24 protein-coding genes and 1 pseudogene are annotated in these 24,611 nt (G+C 68.3%); 13 read left to right on the top strand and 12 right to left on the bottom strand.

Annotated elements, in window-relative coordinates:
* The first annotated feature begins 102 nt into the window (after positions 1-102).
* The 6 genes from MUB46_RS00360 to glyS all read left to right on the top strand — a co-directional run bounded on the left by MUB46_RS00360 (position 103) and on the right by glyS (position 5,504).
* Entirely contained in the window at positions 103-321 is a 219-nt protein-coding gene (locus tag MUB46_RS00360; protein WP_261613873.1) for a putative signal transducing protein, read from the top strand.
* Positions 318-1,088, top strand: a complete 771-nt coding sequence (locus MUB46_RS00355; RefSeq protein WP_261613872.1) for a tRNA1(Val) (adenine(37)-N6)-methyltransferase — start codon at positions 318-320, stop codon at positions 1,086-1,088. Before MUB46_RS00360 ends, MUB46_RS00355 begins: the two co-directional genes overlap by 4 nt.
* Before the next feature lie 52 nt (positions 1,089-1,140).
* A complete protein-coding gene (locus MUB46_RS00350) occupies positions 1,141-2,001 on the top strand; it encodes a S49 family peptidase (protein ID WP_261613871.1) in 861 nt (286 codons plus the stop codon).
* A gap of 13 nt (positions 2,002-2,014) precedes the next feature.
* Entirely contained in the window at positions 2,015-2,212 is a 198-nt protein-coding gene (locus MUB46_RS00345) for a hypothetical protein (RefSeq protein WP_261613870.1), read from the top strand.
* Positions 2,213-2,285: 73 nt separating this feature from the next.
* Positions 2,286-3,218, top strand: a complete 933-nt coding sequence (locus tag MUB46_RS00340) for a glycine--tRNA ligase subunit alpha (RefSeq protein WP_261613869.1) — start codon at positions 2,286-2,288, stop codon at positions 3,216-3,218.
* 9 nt (positions 3,219-3,227) lie between these two features.
* Positions 3,228-5,504, top strand: a complete 2,277-nt coding sequence (glyS, locus tag MUB46_RS00335; protein WP_261613868.1) for a glycine--tRNA ligase subunit beta — start codon at positions 3,228-3,230, stop codon at positions 5,502-5,504.
* A gap of 71 nt (positions 5,505-5,575) precedes the next feature.
* Here glyS and MUB46_RS00330 read toward each other — a convergent pair whose 3' ends face one another.
* Positions 5,576-5,947, bottom strand: coding sequence for a hypothetical protein (locus MUB46_RS00330; protein WP_261613867.1), 372 nt, complete (start codon positions 5,945-5,947; stop codon positions 5,576-5,578).
* A gap of 233 nt (positions 5,948-6,180) precedes the next feature.
* Between MUB46_RS00330 and MUB46_RS00325 the strand changes: the two genes are divergently transcribed.
* Positions 6,181-6,318, top strand: coding sequence for a DUF3096 domain-containing protein (locus MUB46_RS00325; RefSeq protein ID WP_261613866.1), 138 nt, complete (start codon positions 6,181-6,183; stop codon positions 6,316-6,318).
* 25 nt (positions 6,319-6,343) lie between these two features.
* Here the strand turns inward: MUB46_RS00325 and MUB46_RS00320 are convergent, their stop codons facing one another.
* Positions 6,344-6,664, bottom strand: a complete 321-nt coding sequence (locus MUB46_RS00320) for a hypothetical protein (protein WP_261613865.1) — start codon at positions 6,662-6,664, stop codon at positions 6,344-6,346.
* Positions 6,665-6,921: 257 nt separating this feature from the next.
* Between MUB46_RS00320 and ppdK the strand changes: the two genes are divergently transcribed.
* The gene (gene ppdK, locus MUB46_RS00315; RefSeq protein WP_261613864.1) at positions 6,922-9,600 is read left to right on the top strand and encodes a pyruvate, phosphate dikinase; all 2,679 of its coding nucleotides are present in this window, start codon (positions 6,922-6,924) and stop codon (positions 9,598-9,600) included.
* Positions 9,601-9,808: 208 nt separating this feature from the next.
* Entirely contained in the window at positions 9,809-10,897 is a 1,089-nt protein-coding gene (locus tag MUB46_RS00310) for a cell wall hydrolase (RefSeq protein ID WP_261613863.1), read from the top strand.
* A 267-nt stretch (positions 10,898-11,164) separates the two neighbouring features.
* On the opposite strand, the gene MUB46_RS00305 is transcribed toward MUB46_RS00310, so the two are convergent.
* The 5 genes and pseudogenes from MUB46_RS00305 to MUB46_RS00285 form a co-directional block, all read right to left on the bottom strand.
* Entirely contained in the window at positions 11,165-11,767 is a 603-nt protein-coding gene (locus tag MUB46_RS00305; protein WP_261613862.1) for a cysteine hydrolase family protein, read from the bottom strand.
* Between the two features lie 43 nt (positions 11,768-11,810).
* Positions 11,811-12,689, bottom strand: coding sequence for a carboxylating nicotinate-nucleotide diphosphorylase (gene nadC, locus MUB46_RS00300; protein ID WP_261613861.1), 879 nt, complete (start codon positions 12,687-12,689; stop codon positions 11,811-11,813).
* Positions 12,682-14,280 (bottom strand): L-aspartate oxidase, encoded by a 1,599-nt coding sequence (locus MUB46_RS00295; protein ID WP_261613860.1) that lies wholly within the window; start codon positions 14,278-14,280, stop codon positions 12,682-12,684. Before MUB46_RS00295 ends, nadC begins: the two co-directional genes overlap by 8 nt.
* 102 nt (positions 14,281-14,382) lie before the next feature.
* Positions 14,383-15,381 (bottom strand): annotated as a pseudogene (nadA, locus tag MUB46_RS00290) (quinolinate synthase NadA); the annotation flags it as partial.
* Positions 15,382-15,567: 186 nt separating this feature from the next.
* Positions 15,568-16,362: a 2-keto-4-pentenoate hydratase gene (locus tag MUB46_RS00285; RefSeq protein ID WP_261613858.1), complete on the bottom strand. Its 795-nt coding sequence runs from the start codon at positions 16,360-16,362 to the stop codon at positions 15,568-15,570.
* A gap of 222 nt (positions 16,363-16,584) precedes the next feature.
* On the opposite strand from MUB46_RS00285, the gene acuI reads away from it, so the two are divergent.
* Complete coding sequence (gene acuI / locus MUB46_RS00280; RefSeq protein WP_261613857.1) at positions 16,585-17,577, top strand: acrylyl-CoA reductase (NADPH); 993 nt, start codon at positions 16,585-16,587, stop codon at positions 17,575-17,577.
* A gap of 149 nt (positions 17,578-17,726) precedes the next feature.
* On the opposite strand, the gene MUB46_RS00275 is transcribed toward acuI, so the two are convergent.
* Complete coding sequence (locus MUB46_RS00275; protein ID WP_261613856.1) at positions 17,727-18,230, bottom strand: PaaI family thioesterase; 504 nt, start codon at positions 18,228-18,230, stop codon at positions 17,727-17,729.
* Positions 18,231-18,348: 118 nt separating this feature from the next.
* Here MUB46_RS00275 and MUB46_RS00270 point away from each other — a divergent pair, with 118 nt between their 5' ends.
* On the top strand, positions 18,349-18,795 hold the full coding sequence (locus MUB46_RS00270) for a MarR family winged helix-turn-helix transcriptional regulator (protein ID WP_261613855.1): 447 nt from the start codon (positions 18,349-18,351) through the stop codon (positions 18,793-18,795).
* A 13-nt stretch (positions 18,796-18,808) separates the two neighbouring features.
* Here MUB46_RS00270 and MUB46_RS00265 read toward each other — a convergent pair whose 3' ends face one another.
* From MUB46_RS00265 to ygfZ, 3 genes are all read right to left on the bottom strand, one after another.
* A complete protein-coding gene (locus MUB46_RS00265) occupies positions 18,809-19,333 on the bottom strand; it encodes a tyrosine phosphatase family protein (RefSeq protein WP_261613854.1) in 525 nt (174 codons plus the stop codon).
* A gap of 116 nt (positions 19,334-19,449) precedes the next feature.
* Positions 19,450-20,049, bottom strand: a complete 600-nt coding sequence (locus tag MUB46_RS00260) for an HD family hydrolase (RefSeq protein WP_261613853.1) — start codon at positions 20,047-20,049, stop codon at positions 19,450-19,452.
* Positions 20,046-20,978, bottom strand: a complete 933-nt coding sequence (gene ygfZ / locus MUB46_RS00255; protein ID WP_261613852.1) for a CAF17-like 4Fe-4S cluster assembly/insertion protein YgfZ — start codon at positions 20,976-20,978, stop codon at positions 20,046-20,048. The genes MUB46_RS00260 and ygfZ overlap by 4 nt, the downstream gene beginning before the upstream one ends.
* Positions 20,979-21,115: 137 nt before the next feature.
* Between ygfZ and MUB46_RS00250 the strand changes: the two genes are divergently transcribed.
* Both MUB46_RS00250 and MUB46_RS00245 read left to right on the top strand, forming a co-directional pair.
* Positions 21,116-22,450 (top strand): dihydroorotase, encoded by a 1,335-nt coding sequence (locus tag MUB46_RS00250; RefSeq protein ID WP_261614422.1) that lies wholly within the window; start codon positions 21,116-21,118, stop codon positions 22,448-22,450.
* A 27-nt stretch (positions 22,451-22,477) separates the two neighbouring features.
* Positions 22,478-22,960 (top strand): GNAT family N-acetyltransferase, encoded by a 483-nt coding sequence (locus MUB46_RS00245; protein WP_261613851.1) that lies wholly within the window; start codon positions 22,478-22,480, stop codon positions 22,958-22,960.
* Between the two features lie 21 nt (positions 22,961-22,981).
* On the opposite strand, the gene MUB46_RS00240 is transcribed toward MUB46_RS00245, so the two are convergent.
* Complete coding sequence (locus MUB46_RS00240) at positions 22,982-24,541, bottom strand: hypothetical protein (protein ID WP_261613850.1); 1,560 nt, start codon at positions 24,539-24,541, stop codon at positions 22,982-22,984.
* Positions 24,542-24,611: the final 70 nt, after the last annotated feature.

Here is a 24,611-nt window from a genome sequence, read left to right as displayed (position 1 = left end):
CCGCAACGATCCTGAAGGACATTAGGTTCCCCCATCCCGCGGGGCAATAGCCACAGGACGCGACGAATTGCTAGTCCGGGCCGGCCATGCGACTAATTCGCCATGACAGAGTTGCTCAGAACCAACGATATGGTGCTTTTGTCCTTCGTCGAGGCGCTCTTGAAGGATGCCGGCATCGTCTGCGCCGTCTTCGACCAGAACATGAGCGTGGTCGAGGGCTCCCTGGGCGTGTTGCCGCGCCGCTTGCTGGTCGACAGCGATGCGGTCGACGAGGCGCGCCGTCTGCTGATCGACGCCGGACTCGAAAAAGACCTGAAATGACCGGCGAAACAGCCGACTCTCCCGATTTTACCGCCGACGATTTCCTTGGCGGTCGCCTTTCGGTCGTGCAGCCGCGCAAGGGCCACCGCTCGGGCATCGAGGCGGTGCTGATCGCGGCCATGGCGCCGCTGATGCCCGGCGAGACGCTGATCGACATCGGGTCCGGGGTCGGCGTCGCCGGATTGTGCGCGCTGTGCCGCGTGCCCGATACGCGCGCGGTGCTGGTGGAGGCCGACCCGGCGACGGGCGGCCTCGCCCGCGACAATTTGAAACGCAACGGTTTCGGTGACCGCGCCGGCGTCGTCGTCGCCGACGTGACGGTGCGCGGCGCTGTCCGCCGCGCGGGATTGACGGCCGTGGCCGACCATGCCGTGGCCAACCCGCCCTTCTACGATCCGGCGTCGAGCCGCACGTCGCCGGCCAAGGCCGCCGCCCACGCCGCGCCCGATGCGGATCTCGACGCCTGGCTGCGGTTCGCCGCCGCCGCGGTGAAGCCGGGCGGCAGCCTGACCCTGGTTCATCGCGCCGCGGCGCTGGCGATGGTTCTCGAGGCCTTCGGCAAGCGCTTCGGTGGGGCCGTCGTGCTGCCCGTTCATCCGCGGCCCGGCGAAGCGGCCACTCGCATCGTCGTGCAAGGCCGCAAGGGCAGCCGCGCGCCGCTGGCGATCCGGCCGGGTCTCGTCCTGCACGGGGCGCGCGGCCACGGCTTTCGCGCCGAGGTCGAGGCGGTGCTGCGCCGGGGCGCGGCGTTCGATTTGTCGTCTTGATCTTGCGCCCGGCGCCGGCGCGATACATGTGTTGGGTCTCGGAGAACGCCGTATGATGCTGTTTGAACGACTTCGCGGGCTGTTGCCGGCAAAATGGCACGAAAGCCATCCGCTGGTGCCGGTGCTGCGCCTGACCGGCCCGATCGGCATGGCGACGCCGCTGCGGCCGGGCCTGTCGCTGTCCGCTCTCGCCGGCCCGCTCGAGGCCGCCTTCAAGATCTCGCGTGCCGTCGCCGTCGCCGTGGTCGTCAACTCGCCGGGCGGCTCGCCGGTGCAGAGCCATCTGATCTTCCGGCGCATCCGCGCGCTCGCCGAGGAGCACGGCAAGCCGGTCTTCGTCTTCATCGAGGATGTCGGCGCGTCGGGCGGATACATGATCGCGGCCGCCGGCGACGAGATCGTCGTCGATCCCAGTTCCATCGTCGGTTCGATCGGCGTCGTCGCCGCCACCTTCGGCTTCGACAAGGCGATGGAGAAGATCGGCGTGGAGCGGCGCGTCTATACCGCCGGCGACCGCAAGGTGGCGCTCGACCCGTTCCAGCCGGAGAAGCCCGAGGACATCAAGCGGCTTAAGACGCTGCAGAAGGATGTCCACGCGATGTTCATAGACCTGGTGAAATCACGCCGCGGCGCGGCGCTGAAGGGCTCCGACAAGCTGCTGTTTTCCGGCGAATTCTGGTCCGGCACGAAGGCCGTCGAGCTCGGACTGGCCGACCGCCTGGGCGATCTCAAGGGCGTCATGAAGGAGCGCTACGGCGATAAGGTGCGCCTCGTGCCGATTTCGACGCAACGCGGCGGCCTGCTTGGCCGGCTGCGGCTGTCTGCATCGCCCGAAGCCGGCGCGGTGGCCTTCGCCGACGATATCGTTTCGGCGATCGAGGCGCGCGCCCTGTGGTCGCGTTTCGGCCTCTAGAGGATTGGCGCGAATGGCAAACCCCTTGCTCATCGGTGGTCTCGTCATGGGCGGCGCCGTCGCCGCCTGGCGGCTGATGCGCGAGCACGGCCGCGGGCGGTCGATGTTCGCCAAGCTCCTGCGGGACCCTGCCGAACGGCAGCCCGGCGAGGTCGTCCACCTCGAACGTGATCCCGAGACCGGCGTCTACACACCGCGAAAGAAGCGCTGACATGGCGGCACGGTCGTATTGACCGTTACGGGGCGCGCCGATACGGTCCGCGCGCCCAACCCCCAGTGCCGTTATGACAGACAAAGCCGACTTTCTCGATCCGACCCGTTCCTTCCAGGGCCTCCTCCTGGCGTTGCAGCGCTATTGGGCAGCCTATGGCTGCGTGATCCTGCAGCCCTACGACATGGAGGTCGGCGCCGGCACGTTCCATCCCGCCACCACGCTGCGCTCGCTCGGGCCCGGCCACTGGAACGCTGCCTACGTCCAGCCCTCACGCCGGCCCAAGGACGGCCGCTACGGCGAGAACCCGAACCGGCTGCAGCACTATTACCAGTTCCAGGTGATCCTCAAGCCGTCGCCGCCGGATCTGCAGGAGCTCTATCTGGGCTCGCTGTACGAGATCGGCATCGATCCGAAGAACCACGATATCCGCTTCGTCGAGGACGACTGGGAGAGCCCGACGCTGGGCGCCTGGGGCCTGGGCTGGGAGGTGTGGTGCGACGGCATGGAGGTCTCGCAGTTCACCTATTTCCAGCAGGTCGCCGGATACGACTGCGCGCCGGTCTCGGGCGAGCTGACCTACGGGCTGGAGCGTCTGGCCATGTACGTGCAGGGCGTCGACAACGTCTATGACCTGAACTTCAACGGCCGCGAGGGCGCCGACAAGGTGACCTATGGCGACGTCTTCCTGCAGGCCGAGAAGGAATACTCGAAGCACAACTTCGAGCACGCCGACACCGAGATGCTGTTCCGCCATTTCCGCGACGCCGAGACGGCCTGCCAGACCTACCTGGACGAGGGTTGGGACGGAGAAGACCGCAAGCATCATGGCATGGCGCTTCCCGCCTACGATCAGTGCATCAAGGCGAGCCACGTATTCAATCTGCTGGACGCGCGCGGCGTTATTTCGGTGACCGAGCGCCAGAGCTACATCCTGCGCGTACGCGAGCTAGCCAAGGGCTGCGGCGAGGCCTGGCTGGCGACCGCCGGCGGCGGGCAGGGATAGGCGACGATCATGCCCGACCTTTTGCTGGAACTGTTCTCCGAGGAAATCCCCGCGCGCATGCAGGGCCGCGCCGGCGAGGATCTGCGCAAGCTCGTCACCGACGCGCTGGTCGATGCCGGGCTTACTTATGAATCGGCGTCCGCCTTCGCGACGCCGCGCCGGCTCACCCTGAACGTCACCGGCGTTCCCGCGCGAAGCCCCGATACGCGGGAAGAGCGAAAGGGCCCCCGCGTCGGCGCGCCCGACAAGGCCCTCGAAGGCTTCCTGAAGGCCGCCGGCCTCGCCTCCATCGACGAGGCGAAGGTCGAAAGCGATCCGAAGAAGGGCGAGTTCTACGTCGCCGTGATCGAGAAGCCCGGCCGCGAGGCGACCGCGGTGATCGCCGATATCGTGCCCGACGTCATCCGGCGTTTTCCCTGGCCGAAGTCGATGCGCTGGGGATCGGGATCGTTGCGCTGGGTGCGGCCGTTGCAGTCGATCCTCTGCGTGTTCGGGCCGGAGACCGAGGATACCGAGGTCGTCGATTTCGAGGTCGACGGTCTGCGTTCCGGCCGCGTGACGCGCGGGCATCGCTTCATGGCGCCGGATACCTTCGAGGTGCGCCGCTTCGACGATTATGTCGAGAAGCTGGAGAAGGCCTTCGTCGTCCTCGACCCCGAGCGCCGCCGCGAGATCATCCGCACCGACGCCCGCACCCTTGCCTTCGCGCAGGGGCTGGAGGTGGTCGAGGACGAAGGACTGGTCGAGGAGGTCGCCGGCCTCGTCGAGTGGCCGGTCGTGCTGATGGGCGCCTTCGATCCGGACTTCCTGAAGATCCCGCCGGAAGTGGTGCGCCTGACGATCCGCGCCAATCAGAAGTGCTTCGTCGTGCGCGACCCGAAGACCGGGGCGCTGGCGCCGAACTACCTGCTGGTCTCCAACCTGGCGGCCGAGGATGGCGGCGAGAAGATCGTCGCCGGCAACGGCCGCGTCATCGCCGCGCGCCTGTCCGACGCCCGCTTCTTCTTCGACACCGACCGCAACACCAAGCTGGACGTCCACGCCGAGAAGCTGCGCGACATCGTCTTCCACGAGAAGCTCGGCACCCAGGCCGAGCGCGTCGAGCGGATCGCCCGGCTGGCCAAGGAACTCGCGCCACTGGTCGGCGCCAACGAGGACGAGGCCGAGCGGGCCGCCCGGCTCGCCAAGGCCGATCTCGTCACCGAGATGGTCGGGGAGTTCCCGGAACTGCAGGGCGTCATGGGCCGCTACTACGCCCTCGACCAGGGCGAGGACGAGGCCGTCGCCGACGCGATCCGCGACCACTACAAGCCCGCCGGCGCCGGCGATGCCGTGCCGACCGCTCCCGTCTCGGTCGCGGTGGCGCTGGCCGACCGGCTCGACATCCTGACCGGGTTCTGGGCGATCGACGAGAAGCCCACCGGCTCCAAGGACCCCTATGCGCTGCGGCGCGCCGCGCTCGGCGTGATCCGCATCGTCCTGACCAACGAGCTGCGCCTGCATCTGCGCTCCATCGCCGCGATGCTGGCCTTCCGCATCGAATCCGAACGCTCGGCCGACAACGCGCTGGCCCAGGCCATCGACGAGGTGATCGCGATGCGCGGGCTCAATCTGAGCCCGGACGTGCACGACGGGATCGCCGCGGAGATCTATCGCGTCCACCAGCCGGATCTGGAAAAGCTGCCCGGCATCGCCGACGATCTCCTCGCCTTCTTCGCCGACCGCCTGAAGGTGCAGTTGCGCGAGGACGGCGCCCGCCACGATCTGGTCGATGCCGTGTTCGCGTTGGGACAGCAGGCGAGGGGCGCTTCCGGGGGCGCGTCGGAGACCGGCTCCGGTGCGACGGGCGGCCATCTCGTCCAGGACGACCTGCTGATGGTCGTGCGCCGCGTCGAGGCGCTCGGCTCCTTCCTCGACGCCGAGGACGGCGCGAGCCTGCTCACGGCCTATCGTCGCGCTTCCAACATCCTGCGCATCGAGGAAAAGAAGGACGGCCGCTCGCACGCCGGCTACGCCGATGCCAAGGCCTTCACCCAGGACGAGGAGCGGACGCTGTTCCAGCGCATCGACGAGGTCGCTAGCGAGGCGGAGAAGGCGCTGCGTCGCGAGGATTTCGCCGGCGCGATGAGTGCCTTGGCGAAGCTGCGCGGCCCCGTCGACGTCTTCTTCGACGAGGTGACGGTCAACGCCGACGATCCGGCATTGCGCGGAAACCGTCTGCGCCTGCTGTCGCAGATCCGCGCCGCGATGGACCGCGTGGCGGACTTCTCCAGGATCGCCGGCTGATACCCCCTCCGCTCAGTCCCGCGTTCGCGGGAGCGAGCGGGAGAGGCAAAGGCCGTCGTTTCCCGGTGCGTTCAGTCCCGCGCCCGGTAGACGATCACCGCGAAGACTGCCATCGCCAGGATGGTGAGGAGCGAGCCGACGATGGCGAAGGGATCGCCGGTTTCCGGATTGCCGGCGTAGACGATGTAGATGCCGATCGCCATGAGGATGACGCCGGCATTGGCCAGGAGCCAAAGAAGCGAAGACAGCCGCCCGTTGCTGGCCGGATGCATCTTGAGGAACGCGCCGTAAAGGAAGATCGTCACCCAGCCGACGAGATTGATGTGCGCGTGCGTCGTAAGCTGGCCGTGGTTGCCCGAAGCCGCCATGTGGATGCCGAGCGCCATTGCGATCAGCGCATAGATTACGGATGCCCGGAAAAACCAGGCGGGTGTGATGGACATGGGATTTCCCCCCTCGTGAGTTTTATTTTGATTGTCCCCGCACGCGCCGGTGCCCGGCGGGCGGCGCATTACAGCTGATTCTCAGAGGGACGGAACGCCTGATCGACGGGCCGTCGGGCCGCAGGTTTTCTGTCCACAGACCCGCCCGCCACGGATGACCGGGCGTCGCCGGGCGGCGTATACGATCGCGGTGCCAGACGTGATTCGTCGCCTACCCGCCGGAGACCATTCCCATGGAAATCAGTATCGCCAATCCGGAACCGCTCATCGCCCTGATCGCGGGCGTCCTGGTTCTGGTCATGCCACGCCTTCTGAACTACGTCGTGGCGATCTATCTGATCGCGATCGGCATCCTCGGGCTCGTGCCCTGAGGCGAGGCGGCGGAGGGCCGGTGGTCTACCGGCCTGCCGGCTTGACGTAGGCCGTCCTGGCGGCCGCGACCTGGCCTTCGAAGAACGACACGCAGGCCGCCCGGTCGACCGCCGTCTTGAACCCGCGCACGACGCCGCGCGCGCAGGCGAAGTGGTAGTTGGACGGCAGGTCGAAATATTTCGCGCAGGCGCGTTCGTCGAGACCGTTGCCGAATCCGCCGATCATCCCCGCCGCGCAGAAGCGCAGGGCCGGCGAGGCGTCGAACACGTCCGATGCCTGCGCGCCGGCGGCGAGCCCTGTCGAGAGCGCCGTCGAGAGCGCCAGCGTCGCCAAGAGCGTTTTCATGGGTCATCTCCCGCCCGTCCGGTCGGGATTCCCGGCTTGCCGATCGCGACGGGCCGATTCTAGAAGCGCATTCTGTGCGCCAAATGACACTCTGCGCTCCTATGGTTAACAAGCGGTTTACGCGGAATCGCACCGGAATCATTGGGAATTTCGCGCGCGAGAGAATCAAACTTCTGTCGCAACATTGAAACATGAGCGGAATTGCGCGATGGGAAGGGCGCCGGAAGCAACCGGTCGGAATGCGGGGATGCTGTAGAATGACGAAATGGGTCTACACCTTCGGCGACGGCAAGGCCGAAGGGGCGGCGGACATGCGGGAGCTGCTCGGCGGCAAGGGTGCGAACCTGGCCGAGATGTCGAGTCTCGGACTGCCCGTTCCGCCTGGCTTCACGATCACCACCGAAGTCTGCACCTGGTACTACGCCAACGGGCAGGCGTTTCCCGAAGACCTGGCCGATCAGGTCGCTGCCGCGCTGCAGCATATCGGCGGCATCGTCGGTCGCCAGTTCGGTGACGCCGGGGATCCGCTGCTCGTGTCCGTGCGCTCCGGTGCGCGCGCCTCGATGCCCGGCATGATGGACACCGTCCTCAATCTCGGCCTCAACGACGAGACCGTCGAAGCGGTTGCCACGCGCGCCGGCGACCGGCGCTTCGCCTACGATTCGTACCGCCGCTTCATCCAGATGTATTCCGACGTCGTGCTCGGCGTCGATCACCACAATTTTGAGGACATCCTCGAGGTCTACAAGGAAGGCAACGGCCACGACCTCGATACCGACCTGTCCGCCGACGACTGGCAGGAGATCGTCACCCGCTTCAAGGCCCTCGTCGAGGAACAGACCGGCAATCCGTTCCCGCAGAGCCCGGAGTTGCAGCTGTGGGGCGCCATCGGCGCGGTGTTCTCCTCCTGGATGAACCAGCGCGCCATCACCTATCGCCGCCTGCATTCGATCCCCGAGAGCTGGGGCACCGCCGTCAACATCCAGGCGATGGTGTTCGGCAACATGGGCGAGCGCTCCGCCACCGGCGTTGCCTTCACCCGCAATCCCTCGACCGGCGAGAACGAGCTCTACGGCGAGTTCCTGGTCAACGCCCAGGGCGAGGACGTGGTCGCCGGCATCCGCACGCCGCAGGATCTGACCGAGAAGGCGCGGATCGGCTCGGGCTCCGACAAGCCCTCGCTCGAAAGCGTGATGCCCAACGCCTTTTCCGAGTTCGTGGGCATTTGCGACGTCCTGGAGAAGCACTACCGCGACATGCAGGACGTCGAGTTCACGGTCGAGCAGGACAAGCTGTGGATGCTGCAGACCCGCGCCGGCAAGCGGACCGCCAAGGCGGCGCTGCGCATCGCCGTCGAACTGGCAGAGGAAGGCCTGCTGACCAAGGAAGAGGCCGTCCAGCGCGTCGACCCCGTTTCCCTCGACCAGCTGCTGCATCCCACCATCGATCCGAAGGCCGAGCGCCAGGCGATCGCCCGCGGTCTGCCCGCCTCGCCGGGCGCCGCCCAGGGCGAGATCGTGTTCGATGCCGACGAGGCCGAGGCGCTCAAGAACGAGGGCCGGGCCGTCATCCTGGTGCGCGTCGAGACCAGCCCGGAGGACATTCACGGCATGCACGCCGCCGAGGGCATCCTCACGACGCGCGGCGGCATGACCAGCCACGCCGCCGTGGTCGCCCGCGGCATGGGCAAGCCCTGCGTCTCCGGCGCCGGCACGCTGCGTGTCGATTACGCCGCCGGCACCATGACGGTCGGCGGCACGACGCTGAAGCGCGGCGACGTCATCACCATCGACGGCACCAAGGGCGAGGTGCTGCTGGGCAAGGTGGCCATGCTGCAGCCCGAGCTGTCCGGCGAGTTCGCGAGCCTGATGGCCTGGGCCGACGCGGCGCGGCGCATGAAGGTACGCACCAATGCCGAGACGCCGGCCGACGCCCGCACCGCGCGCGAGTTCGGCGCCGAGGGCATCGGGCTGTGCCGCACCGAGCACATGTTCTTCGAGGAAGGCCGCATCATCGCCGTGCGCGAGATGATACTCGCCGACGATGAGGCCGGCCGCCGCGCCGCGCTCGCCAAGATCCTGCCGATGCAGCGGCAGGATTTCGCCGACCTGTTCGAGATCATGGCCGGCCTGCCGGTCACGATCCGGCTGCTCGATCCGCCGCTGCACGAGTTCCTGCCGCACGAGGATGCCGAGCTCGCCGAGGTCGCCGGGACCATGGGCGCCGATATCGAGAAGCTGCGCCGCCGGGTGCAGGAGCTGCACGAGTTCAACCCGATGCTCGGCCATCGCGGTTGCCGGCTCGGCATCACCTATCCCGAGATCTACGAGATGCAGGCGCGCGCCATTTTCGAGGCCGCCGCCGAAGCGGCCACGAAGACCGGCAGCCCGGTGACGCCCGAGGTGATGATCCCGCTGATCGCCACCCGCGCCGAGCTCGACATGCTGAAGGACCGGATCGTCGCCGTCGCCGAGGCGGTGAACCGCGAGAAGGGCGTGGCGGTCGAATACCAGATCGGCACCATGATCGAGCTGCCGCGCGCCGCGCTGCACGCCGCCGAGATCGCCGAGACGGCGGAGTTCTTCTCGTTCGGCACCAACGACCTGACGCAGACGACCTTCGGCATCAGCCGCGACGATTCGGCCCGTTTCCTGGCCGAATACGTGGAGAAGGGCATATTGCCCGCCGATCCCTTCGTGACGCTCGATCAGGACGGTGTCGGCGAACTGGTCCGGATCGCCGCCGACCGCGGCCGTTCCACCCGGGCCGGCATCAAGCTCGGCATCTGCGGCGAGCATGGCGGCGATCCCGCCTCGATCGGCTTCTGCGAGACGGTCGGCCTCGATTACGTGTCGTGTTCGCCCTATCGGGTGCCGATCGCCCGGCTCGCCGCCGCGCAGGCCGCGCTCGGCACGGCCATCGAAAGGGACAAGTAGTCCGCGCCACACCGGTGATCGGGTGGGGCCGGTGAAAGCCCCGTTTCCCGCCCGATATCAAGGTTAAGCGAACTTAAAGACTTTCGGGTCAAATTCCTCCTTCGTCGGGGACGGAGGGGTCTCCGTATTGGTCAGCAGGATCTGAAGATTGCGGCTCGTCCGCATTTTCGGATGCGGGACGTGTTTGACTAGCGACGGAGCAGGCGTAGTGCGGCGTATCGCAGCGCTTTCGGGGGGATACCGCGTTCGGAGCTTTGCTCCTTACCTCCTGGCATTGGGCGGATTTCTGGCGTCGACGGTGCAGGCGGCCTATCAGGACGCCACGGCCGTCGTCGACATCGAGGCCGCCTCGTCACCACGCTGGATGGCGACGCTCGTCGCGCAGCCCTACGGCTCCGTCCATGCCGCCAAGGTCGCCCTGCCATTGCGCGACCAGGACGCGGATTTCGACAAGCCGATCGGTATCAGCCTTTCGAGCCTCGGCGTTCCCTCCGAGACGATCGTCGTGGCGCGACAATCGAGGGATGGCGACCCGGTCGTCACCGGCTCCATCGGTGAGGCCGGGCCGGAAACCCCGAGCTATCCGGAAGTGGTGCGCGAGACCAAGGGCGACCTGATGATGAGCCGCGCCGGCTTCGGCGAGCGCTTCAAGGTCAATCCCGATGCCGGCGGCATGGTCCGCATTCCCCGCTATGTCATCGACCCGCCGGAACCGGCCGACAAGCCGATGATCCAGTCGTTCCTGAAGGTCGATCCGCCGAAGAACGGCAAGCCGGTCATGGTCGCTTCGCTCGATCCGCAGATCGGCCTGAAGCACGTCATCGCCTTCCAGCCGCTGCTCGCCTCTCCGCTCGAGGAGGTCTGGCGCGGCCGCATCGAGATCGACGATTTCGAACGCGACCGCCATTGCCTGGCGACCGCCGTCTACTTCGAGGCCCGCGGCGAATCCGAGGACGGCCAGCGCGCCGTCGCCCAGGTGGTTCTGAACCGCGTGCTCGACAGCCGCTATCCCAGCACCGTCTGCGGCGTCGTGTTCCAGAACCAGTCCTGGCGCAACCGCTGTCAGTTCTCCTTCGCCTGCGACGGCCGGCCCGAGAGCATCAACGACAAGGGGTCGTGGGCAAAGGCCGTCAAGGTCGCCGAGGACGCGCTCGTCGGCGACTATTTCGACGAGGGGATCGGCGAGGCGACGCACTATCACGCCACCTATGTGCGTCCGCGCTGGAGCCGCTACCTCAAGAAGGTCGAGCGGGTCGGCACCCACATCTTCTATCAGCTCCGCCCCGGCCAGCGCTGAGGCTCGCACCGCGGCCATGGTTCGAGACGGGCGCTGTCGCGCCTTCCTCACCATGAGGACCGGGGATATGGTGAGCCAGCCGGGATATGGTGAGCCAGCCGGGATCGGAAGCCTCATCCTGAGGAGCGCCAACGGCGCGTCTCGAAGGACGGCCAGGACCGGTATCCTGCGAGCCGGGCGGGCAGGTCGTACGGTCATTCCTTGCCGCCGATTAAGACCTGACACTTGCTGTTATCCCAGGCGCTCAGGCAGATGGTATCGCGGTGCCTAGTCCGGTACGTCGCCCGCCTTCTCCGCCACCACCGCGAACCGGTCGGCGAGCGCGGCGAGCGTCGCATCATGCACCGCCTTCGCCGGGACCGGCGCGCCGCCCGTCGCCGAGGGCAGGTCGCGGGTGGCGCAGGTCGATGCGACCACCGTCGAGAACAGGCCCTGATCGACCGCCGAGCGCACCGTGGCGCTGATGCACATATGCGTCATGAACCCGGTGACCACGAGCTGCTTGACGCCGAGCGCGTCGATCGTCTGCTTGAGGTCCGTCCCGGCGAAGGAATTCGGCAGGCGCTTGCCGATCACCGTCTCGCCGGCAAGCGGCGTCAGCAGGTCGACGATCTGGCCGGCACGGCCCTCCGCGTCGAACAGGCCGCCGGGCTGTCCGAGATGGCGCACGTGGATAACCGGCCGTCCCGCCGCGCGCGTCCGCTCCAGCAGCGTGCCGATCTCGTCGAGCGCGGGCTGGATGCCGGGCAGGGCCAGCGTGCCGTCGAGATATTCGTTCTGCGCATCGACGATGACAAGGGCGGCCTGCGACAGGGACGCGGGAGCGAGATTGGCGCCGGCGAGGGCGAGCAGCGTCGTGGGAGCGGTCATGGGCGCCTCTCAGGATCTGTCGTTGCCGTCAGTGGATCTGCATTTATTCGAAATCGAGGCCCAGGTCGAGGACGGGAGCGGAGTGGGTCAGGGCGCCGACGGATATGAGGTCTACGCCGGTCTCTGCGATGGCGCGCACGCTGTCGAGGTCGACCCTGCCGGACGCCTCGGTGATCGCCTTGCCGGCCGATAGCGTGACGGCCTCGCGCATGGTCGCGGCGTCCATATTGTCGAGCATGATGATATCGGCGCCGGCCGACAGGGCTTCGTCCAGTTCGGCCAGGCTCGTCACCTCCACCTCGATGCGGACCATGTGGCCGGCATGGGCGCGCGCCGCCGCCACCGCCTTGCCGATGCCGCCGGCGGCGACGACGTGGTTGTCCTTGATCAGCACCGCATCGAACAGGCCGAACCGGTGATTGCGCCCGCCGCCGCATCTGACCGCGTATTTCTGCAGCGCACGCAGGCCCGGCATGGTCTTGCGTGTGCAGACGATCTGCGCGTTGGTGCCGTCGACCGCATCGACGAAGCGGCGGGTCAGGGTCGCGATGCCGCTGAGATGGCACAGGAAGTTGAGCGCCACCCGCTCGCCAGACAGGACGGCGCGCGCCGGCCCGTCGACCGCCGCGACCGGCGTCCCGGCCTCCACCCGCTCGCCGTCGGCGACAAGCGCGGTGAAGGCGATCCGCGGGTCCGCCTGGGCGAAGGCTTCGCGGGCGATGTCGAGGCCGGCGATGGTGCCCGGCTTGCGCGCGCCGATCGTGCCCCGCGCAGTTGCGTCGGCGGCGATCGTCGCCGCGGAGGTGATGTCGCCCGCAAGGCCGAAATCCTCGGCGAGCGCGCGGGCAACCGCCTCGACGACGAGGCCGCGCGGCGGCGCGTCGGGGCCAGCCTCGCTTCGCGGGGAAATGTCTTCAGGCATAGGTGCTCTCGCTGGCTGGAACCGCGGTGCGCGCGACCGTCTCGACGGAACGCAGGGTGAAGATGCTGCGTTTCGCCTGGGCCGGATCGGCGTCGGGGAAATCGGAGCGGAAATGCGCGCCGCGGCTTTCGGTGCGCAACAAGGCGGCCCCGGCGATCAGCCGCGCCGTGGTGATCATGTTGCGGAAGCCGTAGGACGGGCCGCCCTGCCGCTCCAGGTCGGCGATGTCGCCGAGCGCCGCCACCAGGCCGTCGTGATCGCGCACGACGCCGACATCGTCGCTCATCCTCCGGCGCAGCCGCGCGATCGCGGCGCTCTCCAGGAACAGGCCCGGTCCCTCCGCGTCGGAGACGACCTCGGGCGGCGGCATCGGCTGCGGCGCGGGATAGATGGCGCGGATGTCCTCGGCCACCCGTGCCGCGAAGACGACGGCCTCCAGCAGCGAGTTCGAGGCGAGCCGGTTGGCTCCGTGCGCCCCGGTCGAGGCGGCCTCGCCGCAGGCCCACAGCCCGTCGATGCTGGTCCGCCCGTTGGCGTCGGTCAGGACCCCACCCATGTGGTAGTGCGCCGCCGCGGCGATCGGGATCGGTGCGCGCGCCGGATCGATGCCCGCCGCCGTACAGGCCTTGTAGACGTTCGGAAACGCGTCTTCGAACCGCTCGCCGATGGCGCTGCGGCAATCGAGGAAGGCGCCGCGCCCCGCCTGTACTTCCGCGAACACGGCGCGGGCGACGATGTCGCGCGGGGCGAGTTCCGCGTCGGGGTGGACGCCGGCCAGGAACCGCGCGCCGGCCGCGTTGATCAGGCTCGCGCCTTCCCCGCGCAGCGCCTCGGTCGCCAGCGGTGCCGGATCCTGGCCGACATCCATCGCGGTGGGATGGAACTGCACGAACTCGGTATCGGCGATCAGCGCGCCCGCGCGCGCGGCGATCGCAACGCCCTGGCCGCGCGCCTGCAGCGGGTTGGTCGTCACCGCGTAAAGCGCCCCGACGCCGCCGGTCGCCAGCACCACGGCGCGGGCGGCGAGCCGGATTTCCGGCGGTCCCGCGTCCGCGTCGGTGGCGATCGCGATCAGGCCGGCGACGCGGCCGCCGTCCCTGGTCAGGTCCTCTACCGAATAGTTCTCGATCACCCGGATCGACGGCGTCTCGCGCACGGCCCGGATGAGGGCGGCCATCATTTCCTGGCCGGCGAGGTCGCCGCGCACGCGCACGATGCGCCGCTCGCCGTGGGCGGCCTCCCGCGACAGGATCGGATTGCCCGCGTTGTCGCGGTCGAAGGGCACGCCGTAGTCGATGAGGTCGCGGATCCGCTCCGGCCCGGCACCGGTCATCAGCCTGGCGATGCGTGCGTCGACGATGCCGTCGCCGGCGACGATGGTGTCCTGGGCGTGTTTGTCGGGCGTGTCTCCAGGGCCGACGGCGGCGGCGATACCGCCCTGCGCCCAGGCCGACGCCGCGCCTTCGCCGAGCCGCGCGCCGGTGATCAGCGTCACGGGCCTCGGCGCCATCTTCAGCGCGCAGAACAGCCCGGCGAGCCCCCCGCCGACGATGACGACATCGTCGGTGACGGCAATGCCGCTGTCGCTCATGTCGGCTGGCATCGTGATCCGCCCCACACCGCGCGACCTTCTATTCCGGAGGAATGCCCATCCGCAGTCTTCAACGTCAGGCCGTCCTTCAACGTCTGGCCGTCATGTCTTCAGATCGATCATCCGCTGAACCGACGCCCGCGCCCGCGTCGCGATCTCCGGATCGATCGTCACTTCCTCGCGCATGTTGACCAGCGAGTCGAGGATCTTCGGCAGCGTGATCCGCTTCATGTGTGGACAGAGGTTGCAGGGGCGCACGAAGGTGACGTCCGGCGTCTCCGCGGCGACGTTGTCGGCCATCGAGCATTCGGTGACCATCATCACCTTGTCCGGCCGTTCGGACTTCACCCAGTCGATCAGTTTCGCCGTCGATCCGGTGAAATCGGCCTCGGCCAGCACGTCCGGCGGGCATTCGGGATGGGCGATGATGCGGATCGCCGGATCGGCGTCGCGATAGGCCTTCAGCTCGGCGCCGGTGAAGCGCTCGTGCACCTCGCAATGGCCCTTCCAGGTGATGATCTCGACGTCCGTCTGCGAGCGTACATAGGCCGCCAGATATTCGTCGGGCAGGAAGATCACGCGGTCCGCGCCCAGCGACTCCACCACCGCGACCGCGTTCGAGGAGGTGCAGCAGATGTCGATCTCCGCCTTCACGTCCGCCGACGTGTTGACATAGGCGACGATCGGCACGCCCGGATAGGTCTCGCGCAGGGCGCGCACGTCCGCGCCGGTGATCGATGAGGCGAGTGAGCAGCCGGCGCGCAGGTCGGGGATCAGCACCGTCTTCTCGGGATTGAGCAGCTTCGACGTCTCGGCCATGAAGTGCACGCCGCACTGGACGATGATGTCGGCGTCGGCCTTCGTCGCCTCGATGGCGAGCTGCAGCGAGTCGCCGGCGACATCGGCGACGCAATGGAAGATCTCCGGCGTCATGTAGTTGTGCGCCAGGATCACCGCCCCGCGCTCGCGCTTCAGGTCGTTGATCGCCTTGATATAGGGCGCGTGGAAGGGCCACTCGATCGGCGGGATCACGGTGGCGACACGCTCGTAGAGCGCGGCGGTCTCGCGGGCGATCTCAGGCGTGTAGGCGAGGGACGGCATGGATGGTGAAGGCATTGATTTCGAGAGATTTTCTTGCATGAGTTTGACTATAAACGTGTTTCGCAGCACGACCCAAGGGCGAAAGGGCGCGATATCCACGCCCTGGTTGTTGTCGCCCGGCGGTGGCGCGCAGGCCTGACGATGGCGCGCCGGCGTTTGCCCCGCGCTTATGCCTCGGCCCCGCGCTTACCCCTCGAACGTGACCGCGACCCGTCCGAGCGGTCCGTAGTCGCCCGAGACCGTCGTCCCGGCCGCCGCCGGCACGACGCCCAGGCAGGTGCCCGTGGACACCCAGTCGCCGGGCCTCAAGCCATTCCCGCGCAGGGCCAGCGCGTTGGCCAGCCAGGCGAGCGCGTTCAGCGGATGGCCGAGGACGTTGCGCCCGTGTCCGGCGTTGGTCTGCTGGCCGTCGACGAGCCCGCGGACCTCGGCCGCGCCGAGATCGACGTCCTGCCAGTCCATGATCGCCGGTCCGTGCACGAAGGCGACATTGAGAGCGAAGTCGGCGATCGCCTCGGTGACCCCGGGAAACGCGTCGCCGCGTGTGCGCCGCCCGACGATCTCCAGCGCGGGATGACACGACATGACGAGGGCGGCAACGGAGGTCGCGTCGTAGTCGGCTTTGCCCGTCGGCTGTTTCGTGCCGATCCGGAAGGCGAACTCGCATTCGACGCCGAGCGTGCCGGGCGCGTAGGGGATCGTCGTGCCGTCGGCGTGGATGCGCGGGGCGAACAGCGGCCCGAGGAAAGGCCCGTCGCAGCCCATGATCGCCTGCGCCTCCGGGCTGGTCGCGCCGATCTTCCAGCCGGCGACCGGCTCGCCCATTGCCTGCGTCGCAATCTCGCCGATGCGCTCTGCGGTCTCGGCATCCGCCGGCGGCCAGTCGCCGGCCGCCGCCACGGCGCCCGGATCGATCGGCTGCCCCTCAAGGCGCGCGTCGGCGAGCGCCAGACCCAGCGCGTTCTCGGTTTCCGCTGTCATCGGCCTGTCCTTTCCTATGCCGTCCGCCGATTATATTGCAGATACAAACAAGGTTCGGCGGATCTGATGGATGCGATGATCGGTATGATTTAACCGCGCCGACGGACGGTGGCAATTTCAAAGCCGCCCGAATCGAGTCCCGCGCTGCCTCGCCCTTGCCCCGCCGCGCTCCGACGCGCTACTACGGCAGCACCAACGGCAGGTCAGCAGGGAAGTTCCGATATGTCAGACCGGTTTCCGGCGATCCTCGTCTCCAGGGAAGGCGAGAAGGGGCAGAAGGTAGAGCAGGTCACGCTCGGGCTCGACGATCTGATGGACGGCGATGTCGTCGTCGCTGTCGATCACTCGACCGTCAACTACAAGGACGGCCTCGCCGTCACCGGCAAGGCGCCGGTGGTGCGCCGCTGGCCGATGATCCCCGGCATCGACTTCGCCGGCACCGTGGAATCCTCCGACAATCCCGACTTCAAGCCCGGCGACAAGGTCGTGCTCAACGGCTGGGGCGTCGGCGAGACCCATTATGGCGGCTTCGCCGGCAAGGCCCGGGTGAAGGGTGATTGGCTGATCCACCTGCCCGACGGCCTGAGCGGCGCCGAGGCGATGGCGATCGGCACGGCCGGCTACACCGCCATGCTCTGCGTGCTTGCGCTGGAACGCCAGGACGTGACGCCCGACAAGGGCCCGGTGGTGGTGACGGGCGCCGCCGGTGGCGTTGGCTCTGTGGCGGTGTCGATCCTGTCGAAGCTTGGCTACGAGGTCGTCGCCTCGACCGGCCGCCCCGAAGAGGCGGAGTACCTGAAGGGCCTTGGCGCCTCCGAGATCATTCCGCGCGACGAGCTCTCCGGCGATCCGCGCCCGCTGAGCAAGGAGCGCTTCGCCGGCGGCGTCGACGCGGTCGGCTCCAAGACGCTCGCCAACGTGCTGTCGATGACCAAATACGGCGGCGCGGTCGCCGCCTGCGGCCTGGCCGGCGGCATGGACCTGCCGACCTCGGTCGCCCCCTTCATCCTGCGCGGCGTCAGCCTGATCGGCGTCGATTCGGTGATGGCGCCGAAGGCCCGCCGCATCGAGGCCTATGCCCGCCTCGTCCGTGACCTCGACCACGCCAAGATCGCCGCGATGACGACGATGATCGGCCTCGACGGCGTGCAGGCCGCCGCCGCCGATATCCTCGCCGGCAAGATCCGCGGCCGCGTCGTGGTGAATATCGGCTGAGGCCGCCGGCTAGCCAGCCACCGGCATGGCCAGCCCACCGCACGTCACGCCCGGCAATGACGGCCTGGAGGGGAGGGACGAGGCTTTACTAGATCCGCTCATTCCCGCGAAAGCGGGACTCCAGGGCGGATCGCTCGGCGCGTCCCGCCTTACCCCGTCTTCATCGGGAAGATGATGCAGGTCTCCGAGCCGTGGGCGAGCAGCTTGCCGCCGGCGTCCTTCAGCGTCGCCTCCGACGTGGCGATGCGCCCGCCGCGATGGACGATGAGGCCCTCGCAGGTCACTTCGCCGGTCTCCGGCATGATCGGCCGGACCAGGTTCACCTTGAATTCCACCGTCGTGTAGGCCTCGCTCGGCTTCATCGTCGTGTGCACCGCGCAGCCGAGGGCGGAGTCGAGCAGGGTACCGGTCCAGCCGCCATGCACCGTGCCCAGCGGGTTCATGTAGTCGAACGACGGCATGCCCTTGAACACCGCGCGCCCCTCGTCAACCTCGGTCAGGATGAAGCCGAGCGTCTTGCCGATCGGCGGCGGCGGCAGGTCGCCGGCCAGCATCGCGCGCAGCATCGTGAGCCCGTCCATGTCCTTGACCTCGGCGAGCGGCAACACGTCGAACCGGGGGACCGCGGCGATCCGGCTGTAGACTTCCGACATGTTGGGGCGCTCCTTCGCAGCTAAATTCCGGGTGTGGACATCGATAATAGATGCATATACAATAAAATCTTCGCCGACAAGACTATGATCGAGCGGCGCTGGCCATGGCATACCTCACATGACAGACCTCAACTGCACCTTCTTCCGGCTGCGCAAGGCGACGCGGCGCATCACTGCGCTTTATGACGACGCCCTCGGCGAGGCCGGCCTGACCGCGACCCAGTTCTCGGTGCTCGCGATGATCGCCACCACCGGCCCGCTGCCGATGTCGGGCATGGCCGAGGCGCTGGGCATGGACGCTTCCACGCTCACGCGCACGATCAGGCCGCTCGTCGAACGCGGCGATGTTTCAGTGTCGGCGGGAGAGGACAAGCGGGTGAAGCAGGTGGCGCTGACCGACAAGGGCCGGGAGACGGTCGCGCGCGCCTTGCCGCACTGGCGCGCGGCACAGAAACGCGTGGCTCAGGAGCTGGGCGGCGATATCGCCCAGTTGCACGCGCTGCTGACGACGGTCTCGGGAATTCGCGAACCGGACGAGGACGAGGTGCCGGCGGCGGGTAATTGACGGGGCGCGCGGGTCAGTCCTCGCGCGGGCCGATATGCAGCGCGAAGGGCACGCCCTCATAGGCGAAGTCGCCGCGCCCGATCCGTTTCACGGCCCGGCTCATGCGCCCCTGGCGGCCGAGCAGGGCGTCGCCGATCTCCACCAGCCTGGCGTTCGGCGTCGCGGTCGGAGAGGCCTCGCGGATCTGCAGGGCCAGGTCTTCCTCGTCCATCTTCGGATTGAGCGCGCAGGCGCCGATGAACGCGGCCGCGGTCGAGCGCGAGATGCCGGCGAAGCAGTGCACCACCATCGGGCTGTCGCGCTCCCAGGCCTCGACGAAGTCGAGGTAGTCCTCGACGTGCCTCTGCGACGGCAGCACCATGCCCTCCATCGCCTCGGTGATGTCGTGCATGGCCAGGAACAGATGCCGCTCCGGCGCGATCACGGCCGGCCGCGGTACCTCTGTGCCCTCGGTGATCAGCGTCACCAGATGGCTTGCGCCCGTCTTGTCGACGACGTTGGCGATCTTGGCGAGAGAACAGACGTGGATGGCCGGCATGGTTCGGTGCTCTGGTTGCGGTAAGTCCCCTATATGGGCCCGCGCGACCCGAGAATCCAGCGCATGAAGTCCACACGGTGTCGGTTCGCCGGATTTCCGCCCCTGCGCCGGGGGCGTTAGCCCGAAAGCTGTTTGAACCGCTCCAGGAACCGCGTCTCGGCCCTGGCGACCGGCTGCGCCTCCAGCATGAACAGGCTTTCCAGTGTCTCCCCGCCGATCTTGCCCGGCCGCCCGAAGAACTTCGTCGCCTCGGCACGGGAGAAGCCGGCGAGCTGAGTCGCCTCCAGGAAGGCGGCGGCGATATCGGCGCGCTTGATCGCTTTCTTGACCGCGGCCGGCAGCACCGCCGGCAGGCCGAAGCGCAGGTGCACGGCTTCCTGGACGCGGTGCTCCACCGCCTTGTAGTCGCCGCCGAGCACCGCCTTGAACGGGCTGATCATGTCGCCGATCACGTATTCCGGCGCATCGTGCAGCAGCGCGGCCAGCCGCCAGCGCCGCTCGGTGTCGGCATTGAGCCGTCCGAACAGATCCTCGACCAGCAGGCTGTGCTCGGCGACCGAGAACGCATGCTTGCCGACCGTCTGGCCGTTCCAGCGCGCGACGCGGGCCAGGCCCAGCGCGATATCGGCGATCTCGACGTCGAGGGGGGAGGGGTCGAGCAGGTCGAGCCGCCGGCCCGACAGCATGCGCTGCCACGCGCGCGCGGTGTCGGTCATGAGGTCGCGCCGGAGTGCTGCCCCGCCTGTTGGTCTCCCGCCTGTTGGTCTTCCACTGGCCAGTCGAACCCGGCCCAGTCGGGCTTGTGCGGCGTCAGCGTCGCGTCGCCGGCCGTGATCGGGTTGCCGGCCGCGACCGCATCGCCGATCCGGTCGAGCCGCAGCAGCGCCAGTCCCGTGTCGCCGGACGAGGAGCCCATGGTGCCGACCGCCTTGCCGCCCGCTTCCACCGTCGTCCCCGCTTCCACCGTCGGCCCCGCATCCGGCGCGGTGCCGCTAATCGCCACCGGCACGAAGCGGCTGCGGGCGGTCCCGCGATGCTGCATGCGCGACACCACCTCCTGGCCGACATAGCAGCCCTTCTTGAAGTCGACGCCGCCGAGCTGATCCAGATTGGCCTCGTGCGGGAACGCGGCGCTGCTCGCGTAGTCCGCTCCCAGTTCGGCGACACCGAGCGCGATGCGCCGCGCATGATAGTCCGCTTCGTGCACGCTCCCGCCTTGCCCGGCGACGGTCTGTGCCTCGGACGCGGGAAGCAGCGCGCGCCAGCCGAGCGCGGCAAGCCGCGGATCGGCGAAGGCGGAGGGGTGCGGCTGCGCGTCGCTGTCCCACAGCGCCACCACCGCCTTGTCCGGCTGCGCGGCGATCTCGACCTTCGCCCGCAGCTTGTAGAAGGTCAGGCGCTTGGCGAGCTCTGCCACCGTGTCGGCGGGGCAATCGAGCAGGAACTGGTCCGCGCCGGCCCGGAAGATCATGAATTCGAACAGGATCTTGCCCTGCGGCGTCAGAAGCGCGGCGTTGCGCGCCGTCCCCTCGGCCAGGGTTTCCACGTCCGAAGTGACGAGGCCCTGCAGGAAATCGCGGGCTTCCGGCCCGGAAACCGCGATCACGCTGCGGCCGCCGAGAACGGTCGCCTGATGGTCCGACATGTGAACGTTGCCCCTTGCGCTGGTTTTCCGTTTCGCGTTGATACCGTGTACGCCGGTTTCAATCGGCCGGCATGGACATTAGGTATTTCTCGACGGTGGTCGAGGCAAGCAGGCAGGCGGAGGGCCGGGCGGAAGGCATGGGCGCGACATTCGATGTGATCCTCAAGGGCGGGGTCGTGGTCAACCATGATGGCGTCGGCGTTCGCGATATCGGCGTCAGCGACGGGCGCATCATGGCAATCGGCGATCTCGGATCGGCTTCGGCCGGCGAGACCATCGACTGTTTCGGCCTCACCATCCTGCCTGGCGTCATCGACACCCAGGTGCATTTCCGCGAGCCGGGCGCCGAGCACAAGGAGGACCTGGAATCGGGCTCCCGCGCCGCCGTCCTCGGCGGCGTCACCGCCGTGTTCGAGATGCCCAACACCGATCCGCAGACGGTCAGCGCCGCCGCGCTCGAGGACAAGCTGGAGCGCGCCCGCGGGCGCATGCATTGCGACCACGCCTTCTTCATGGGCGGCACCCGCGAGAACGCCCGTGAGCTCGGCGAGCTGGAGATGCTGCCCGGCTGCGCCGGCGTGAAGGTGTTCGTCGGCTCCTCCACAGGCACGCTGCTGCTCGAGGACGACGAGGACATCGACGTCGTCCTGCGCCATATCCGCCGCCGCGCCGCCTTCCATGCCGAGGACGAGCCGCGCCTGCGCGAGCGCGCCGGCCTGCGCGAGCCCGGCAGGCCGGAGACCCATCCGGTCTGGCGCGACGAGACGGCGGCGATGCTGGCCACGCAGCGGCTGGTGCGGCTCGCCCGCGCCGCCGGCCGGCGCATCCATATCCTGCACGTCTCGACGGCCGAGGAGATGGCCTTCCTCGCCCACCACAAGGACGTCGCCAGCGTCGAGGTCACGCCGCACCATCTGACCCTGACCGCCGACAGCTACGCCAGCCTGGGCACCAAGCTGCAGATGAACCCGCCGGTCCGCGATTCGCGCCATCGCATCGGACTGTGGGCGGGGCTCGCCAACGGCACCGCCGACATTCTCGGCTCCGACCACGCCCCGCACACGCTGGAGGAGAAGGCCAAACCCTATCCCGACTCGCCCTCCGGCATGGCCGGCGTGCAGACGCTGGTGCCGATCATGCTCGATCAGGTCAACGCGGGCTGCCTGTCGATCGAGCGCTTCGTCGACATGACCAGCGCGGGCCCCGCGCGGCTGTTCCAGATCGCGTGCAAGGGCCGCATCGCGGCAGGCTACGACGCCGACTTCACCATCGTTGACATGCGCCGCCGGCAGGAGATCACCGACGACTGGATCGCCTCGCGATGCGCCTGGACCCCCTATGCCGGCCACACCGTGTCGGCCTGGCCGGTCGGCACGATGGTGCGCGGCCGCGTCGTCATGTGGGAGGGCGATCTGCTCGCCCCCGCCACCGGCGAGCCGGTGCGCTTCCTCGAGACCCTGCCCCGAAGCTAGGGGAAGCTAGGGAAGCTGGGGCCGTTCATGGCATCGATCCTCGTCCGCCCCGCCGCCCCGGCCGACGCCGACCGGTTGCTGGCGATGATCGACGGCCTCAACGCACATGTCGGCGCCGTCGCCGGCAAGATGACCCGCGATCTCCTATTGCGCGACGCGTTCGGCGAGACGCCGCGCTTCGAGCTGATCGTCGCCGAGGTCGATGCTGTCGCCGCCGGTTATGCCGCCTGGTGCGACACCTACGAGACCGAGCATGCCGCCGCCGGCTTCTATCTGATCGACCTCTTTGTCGCCCCGGCCTTCCGCCGGCACGGCCTGGCCCGCAGGCTCGTCGCCCGCGTCGCCGCCGAATGCCGCAGGCGCGGCCATGGCTTCGTCTGGTGGACGGCGGTGCCGGGCAACGAGGAGGCGGCCGGTTTCTACGAGAGCCTCGGTAGCCGGTCCGAGCCCATGGTCGCCCACGCCCTCTTAGGCAAGGGGCTCGATGCCCTCGCCGACGAGGCCGAGTGAGCGGCGCTCAATTCCCGGCGCTCACTTGTTGGTCTGGGCGTTCTGCAAAAGGAAGCTGATCGTGTGGAGCGGGTCCCAGGCCTGCCCGAACGGCGGCAGCGGCTGGCTCACGCCCAGCGGAAACGCGTTCTGGTGGCACTGCGCGCAGCTCCAGCCCTTCTGGGTATAGGACTCCAGCGTGGTGTTGATCAGGTTGGTCGTGTTGGAGACCTGCGCCCCGCGCACGCCCGGACCGAGATCGGGATTGGGCACGTCGATGTTGCGGTTCTGGGCACCGATCATCTGGTAGTAGAACCAGACGCTTCCCTTGAGCCGTGACCGCCACTTCGCGTTGACGTCCTGCACCTCGGCCGGAATCGGCACCGCGCGAACGACATTGGTGATCTGCGGGGCGCCCGGCAGGGCCGCGCCGTCCTTGATCGGCGCCGGCAGGTTGCCGCCGATGCCCGACTGGCATCCGATCCCCAGCGGGCCGCAGATCGCGTAGCCGTTCGGATAGGCCGGCGGGGTCTCGCCGCCCGGGTTGAGCGAGGCGTGCGGGGGAAGCCCGGCCGCGCCGGGCACCCTGCGTGAGCTGTACTCGGGCTGCAGGCTGGTGTTGTCGACCTGTTCGAAGGTGGCGCCGATATGGCCGCCGTTCTTGGTGACGCGGTGGATATGCAGGCCGACGAGACCGGCGATATAGGGCCCCACGCAGCTGCCGTCGGGATTCAGGAAATACGCCGCGCGGCGGTAGAAGCGCTCCGGAACGTCGTCCCCGCCCAGGATCTTCCAGGCCGCCTTCCATTCGACGATCCCCTGGCGGGCATAGTCGGGCAAGCTGCTCAGATAAGCCTCCGTGCCGTTCGGCAGCGGCTGGAAGCGTTTGGCCTTGCGCTTGTTTGACGGCGCTGGGGCCTTGCCGCGCTTCTCCACGAAGTCGATGTAGCGGGCGACCGCCCTCACTTGCTTGTTGGCGTTGTAGTAGCGGTAGCGGCCGACATACGTGAAGTAGGCCTGGTTCATGCCGACTTCGTAGCGCAGGTAGTTGCCGTTCTGGTCGGTCACCGGGCCGGTCGGATAGTTGGCCTGGATGAACGGCTGGTTCAGCCCGTCGGAGAAGTCGGAGTAGTTGGTCGAGAACGAATTGACCGTCATCGGCTGGCCGATGCCCGGCGTCGTGCAGAGCGACTGCAGGTTCGGCGTGTCGTTCCACCTGATCGGCCACTGCTTGGGCTTCACGAAAACCTCGTTCGGCCTGCGGTAGCTCTGCCACACGACCGGCCCTTCGGATTCCAGGCCGCTGCCCCAGTGCGCGAGCGTGGCGTTCCGGTCGGGCTGGGCGCGATTGCCGCTGTTCAGCTGCGGCCAGTTGATGGCGACGAAGCTCTCCCACATGAAATCGTAGACCTGCCGCTGGCTGGTGATGGCCTTCGCGGGACTGCTCGGCAGCGGCTGTCCGACATCGAACGGCATGATCCACGGCATGCTGCGTTCGAGACGCTGCGCGTCGGCGCGCGGCGCGAAGGCGGGGAAGGCGGCTATCAGGCCAAAGCAGGCAGCGGCGGCAGCGAAAGACAAACGGCGACGCGAAATCCTCATCGGGTTCCTCCTGCAGGCACGATAGCCCCCCGCCGGTACCGTGATCTCCGTGCGGGAAGACACGAGAAGT

The sequence above is a fragment of the Microbaculum marinisediminis genome (assembly GCF_025397915.1).
In the GTDB taxonomy this organism is placed as follows: Bacteria; Pseudomonadota; Alphaproteobacteria; order Rhizobiales; family Tepidamorphaceae; genus Microbaculum; species Microbaculum marinisediminis.
This window is presented reverse-complemented; position numbering and strand designations above follow the sequence as displayed.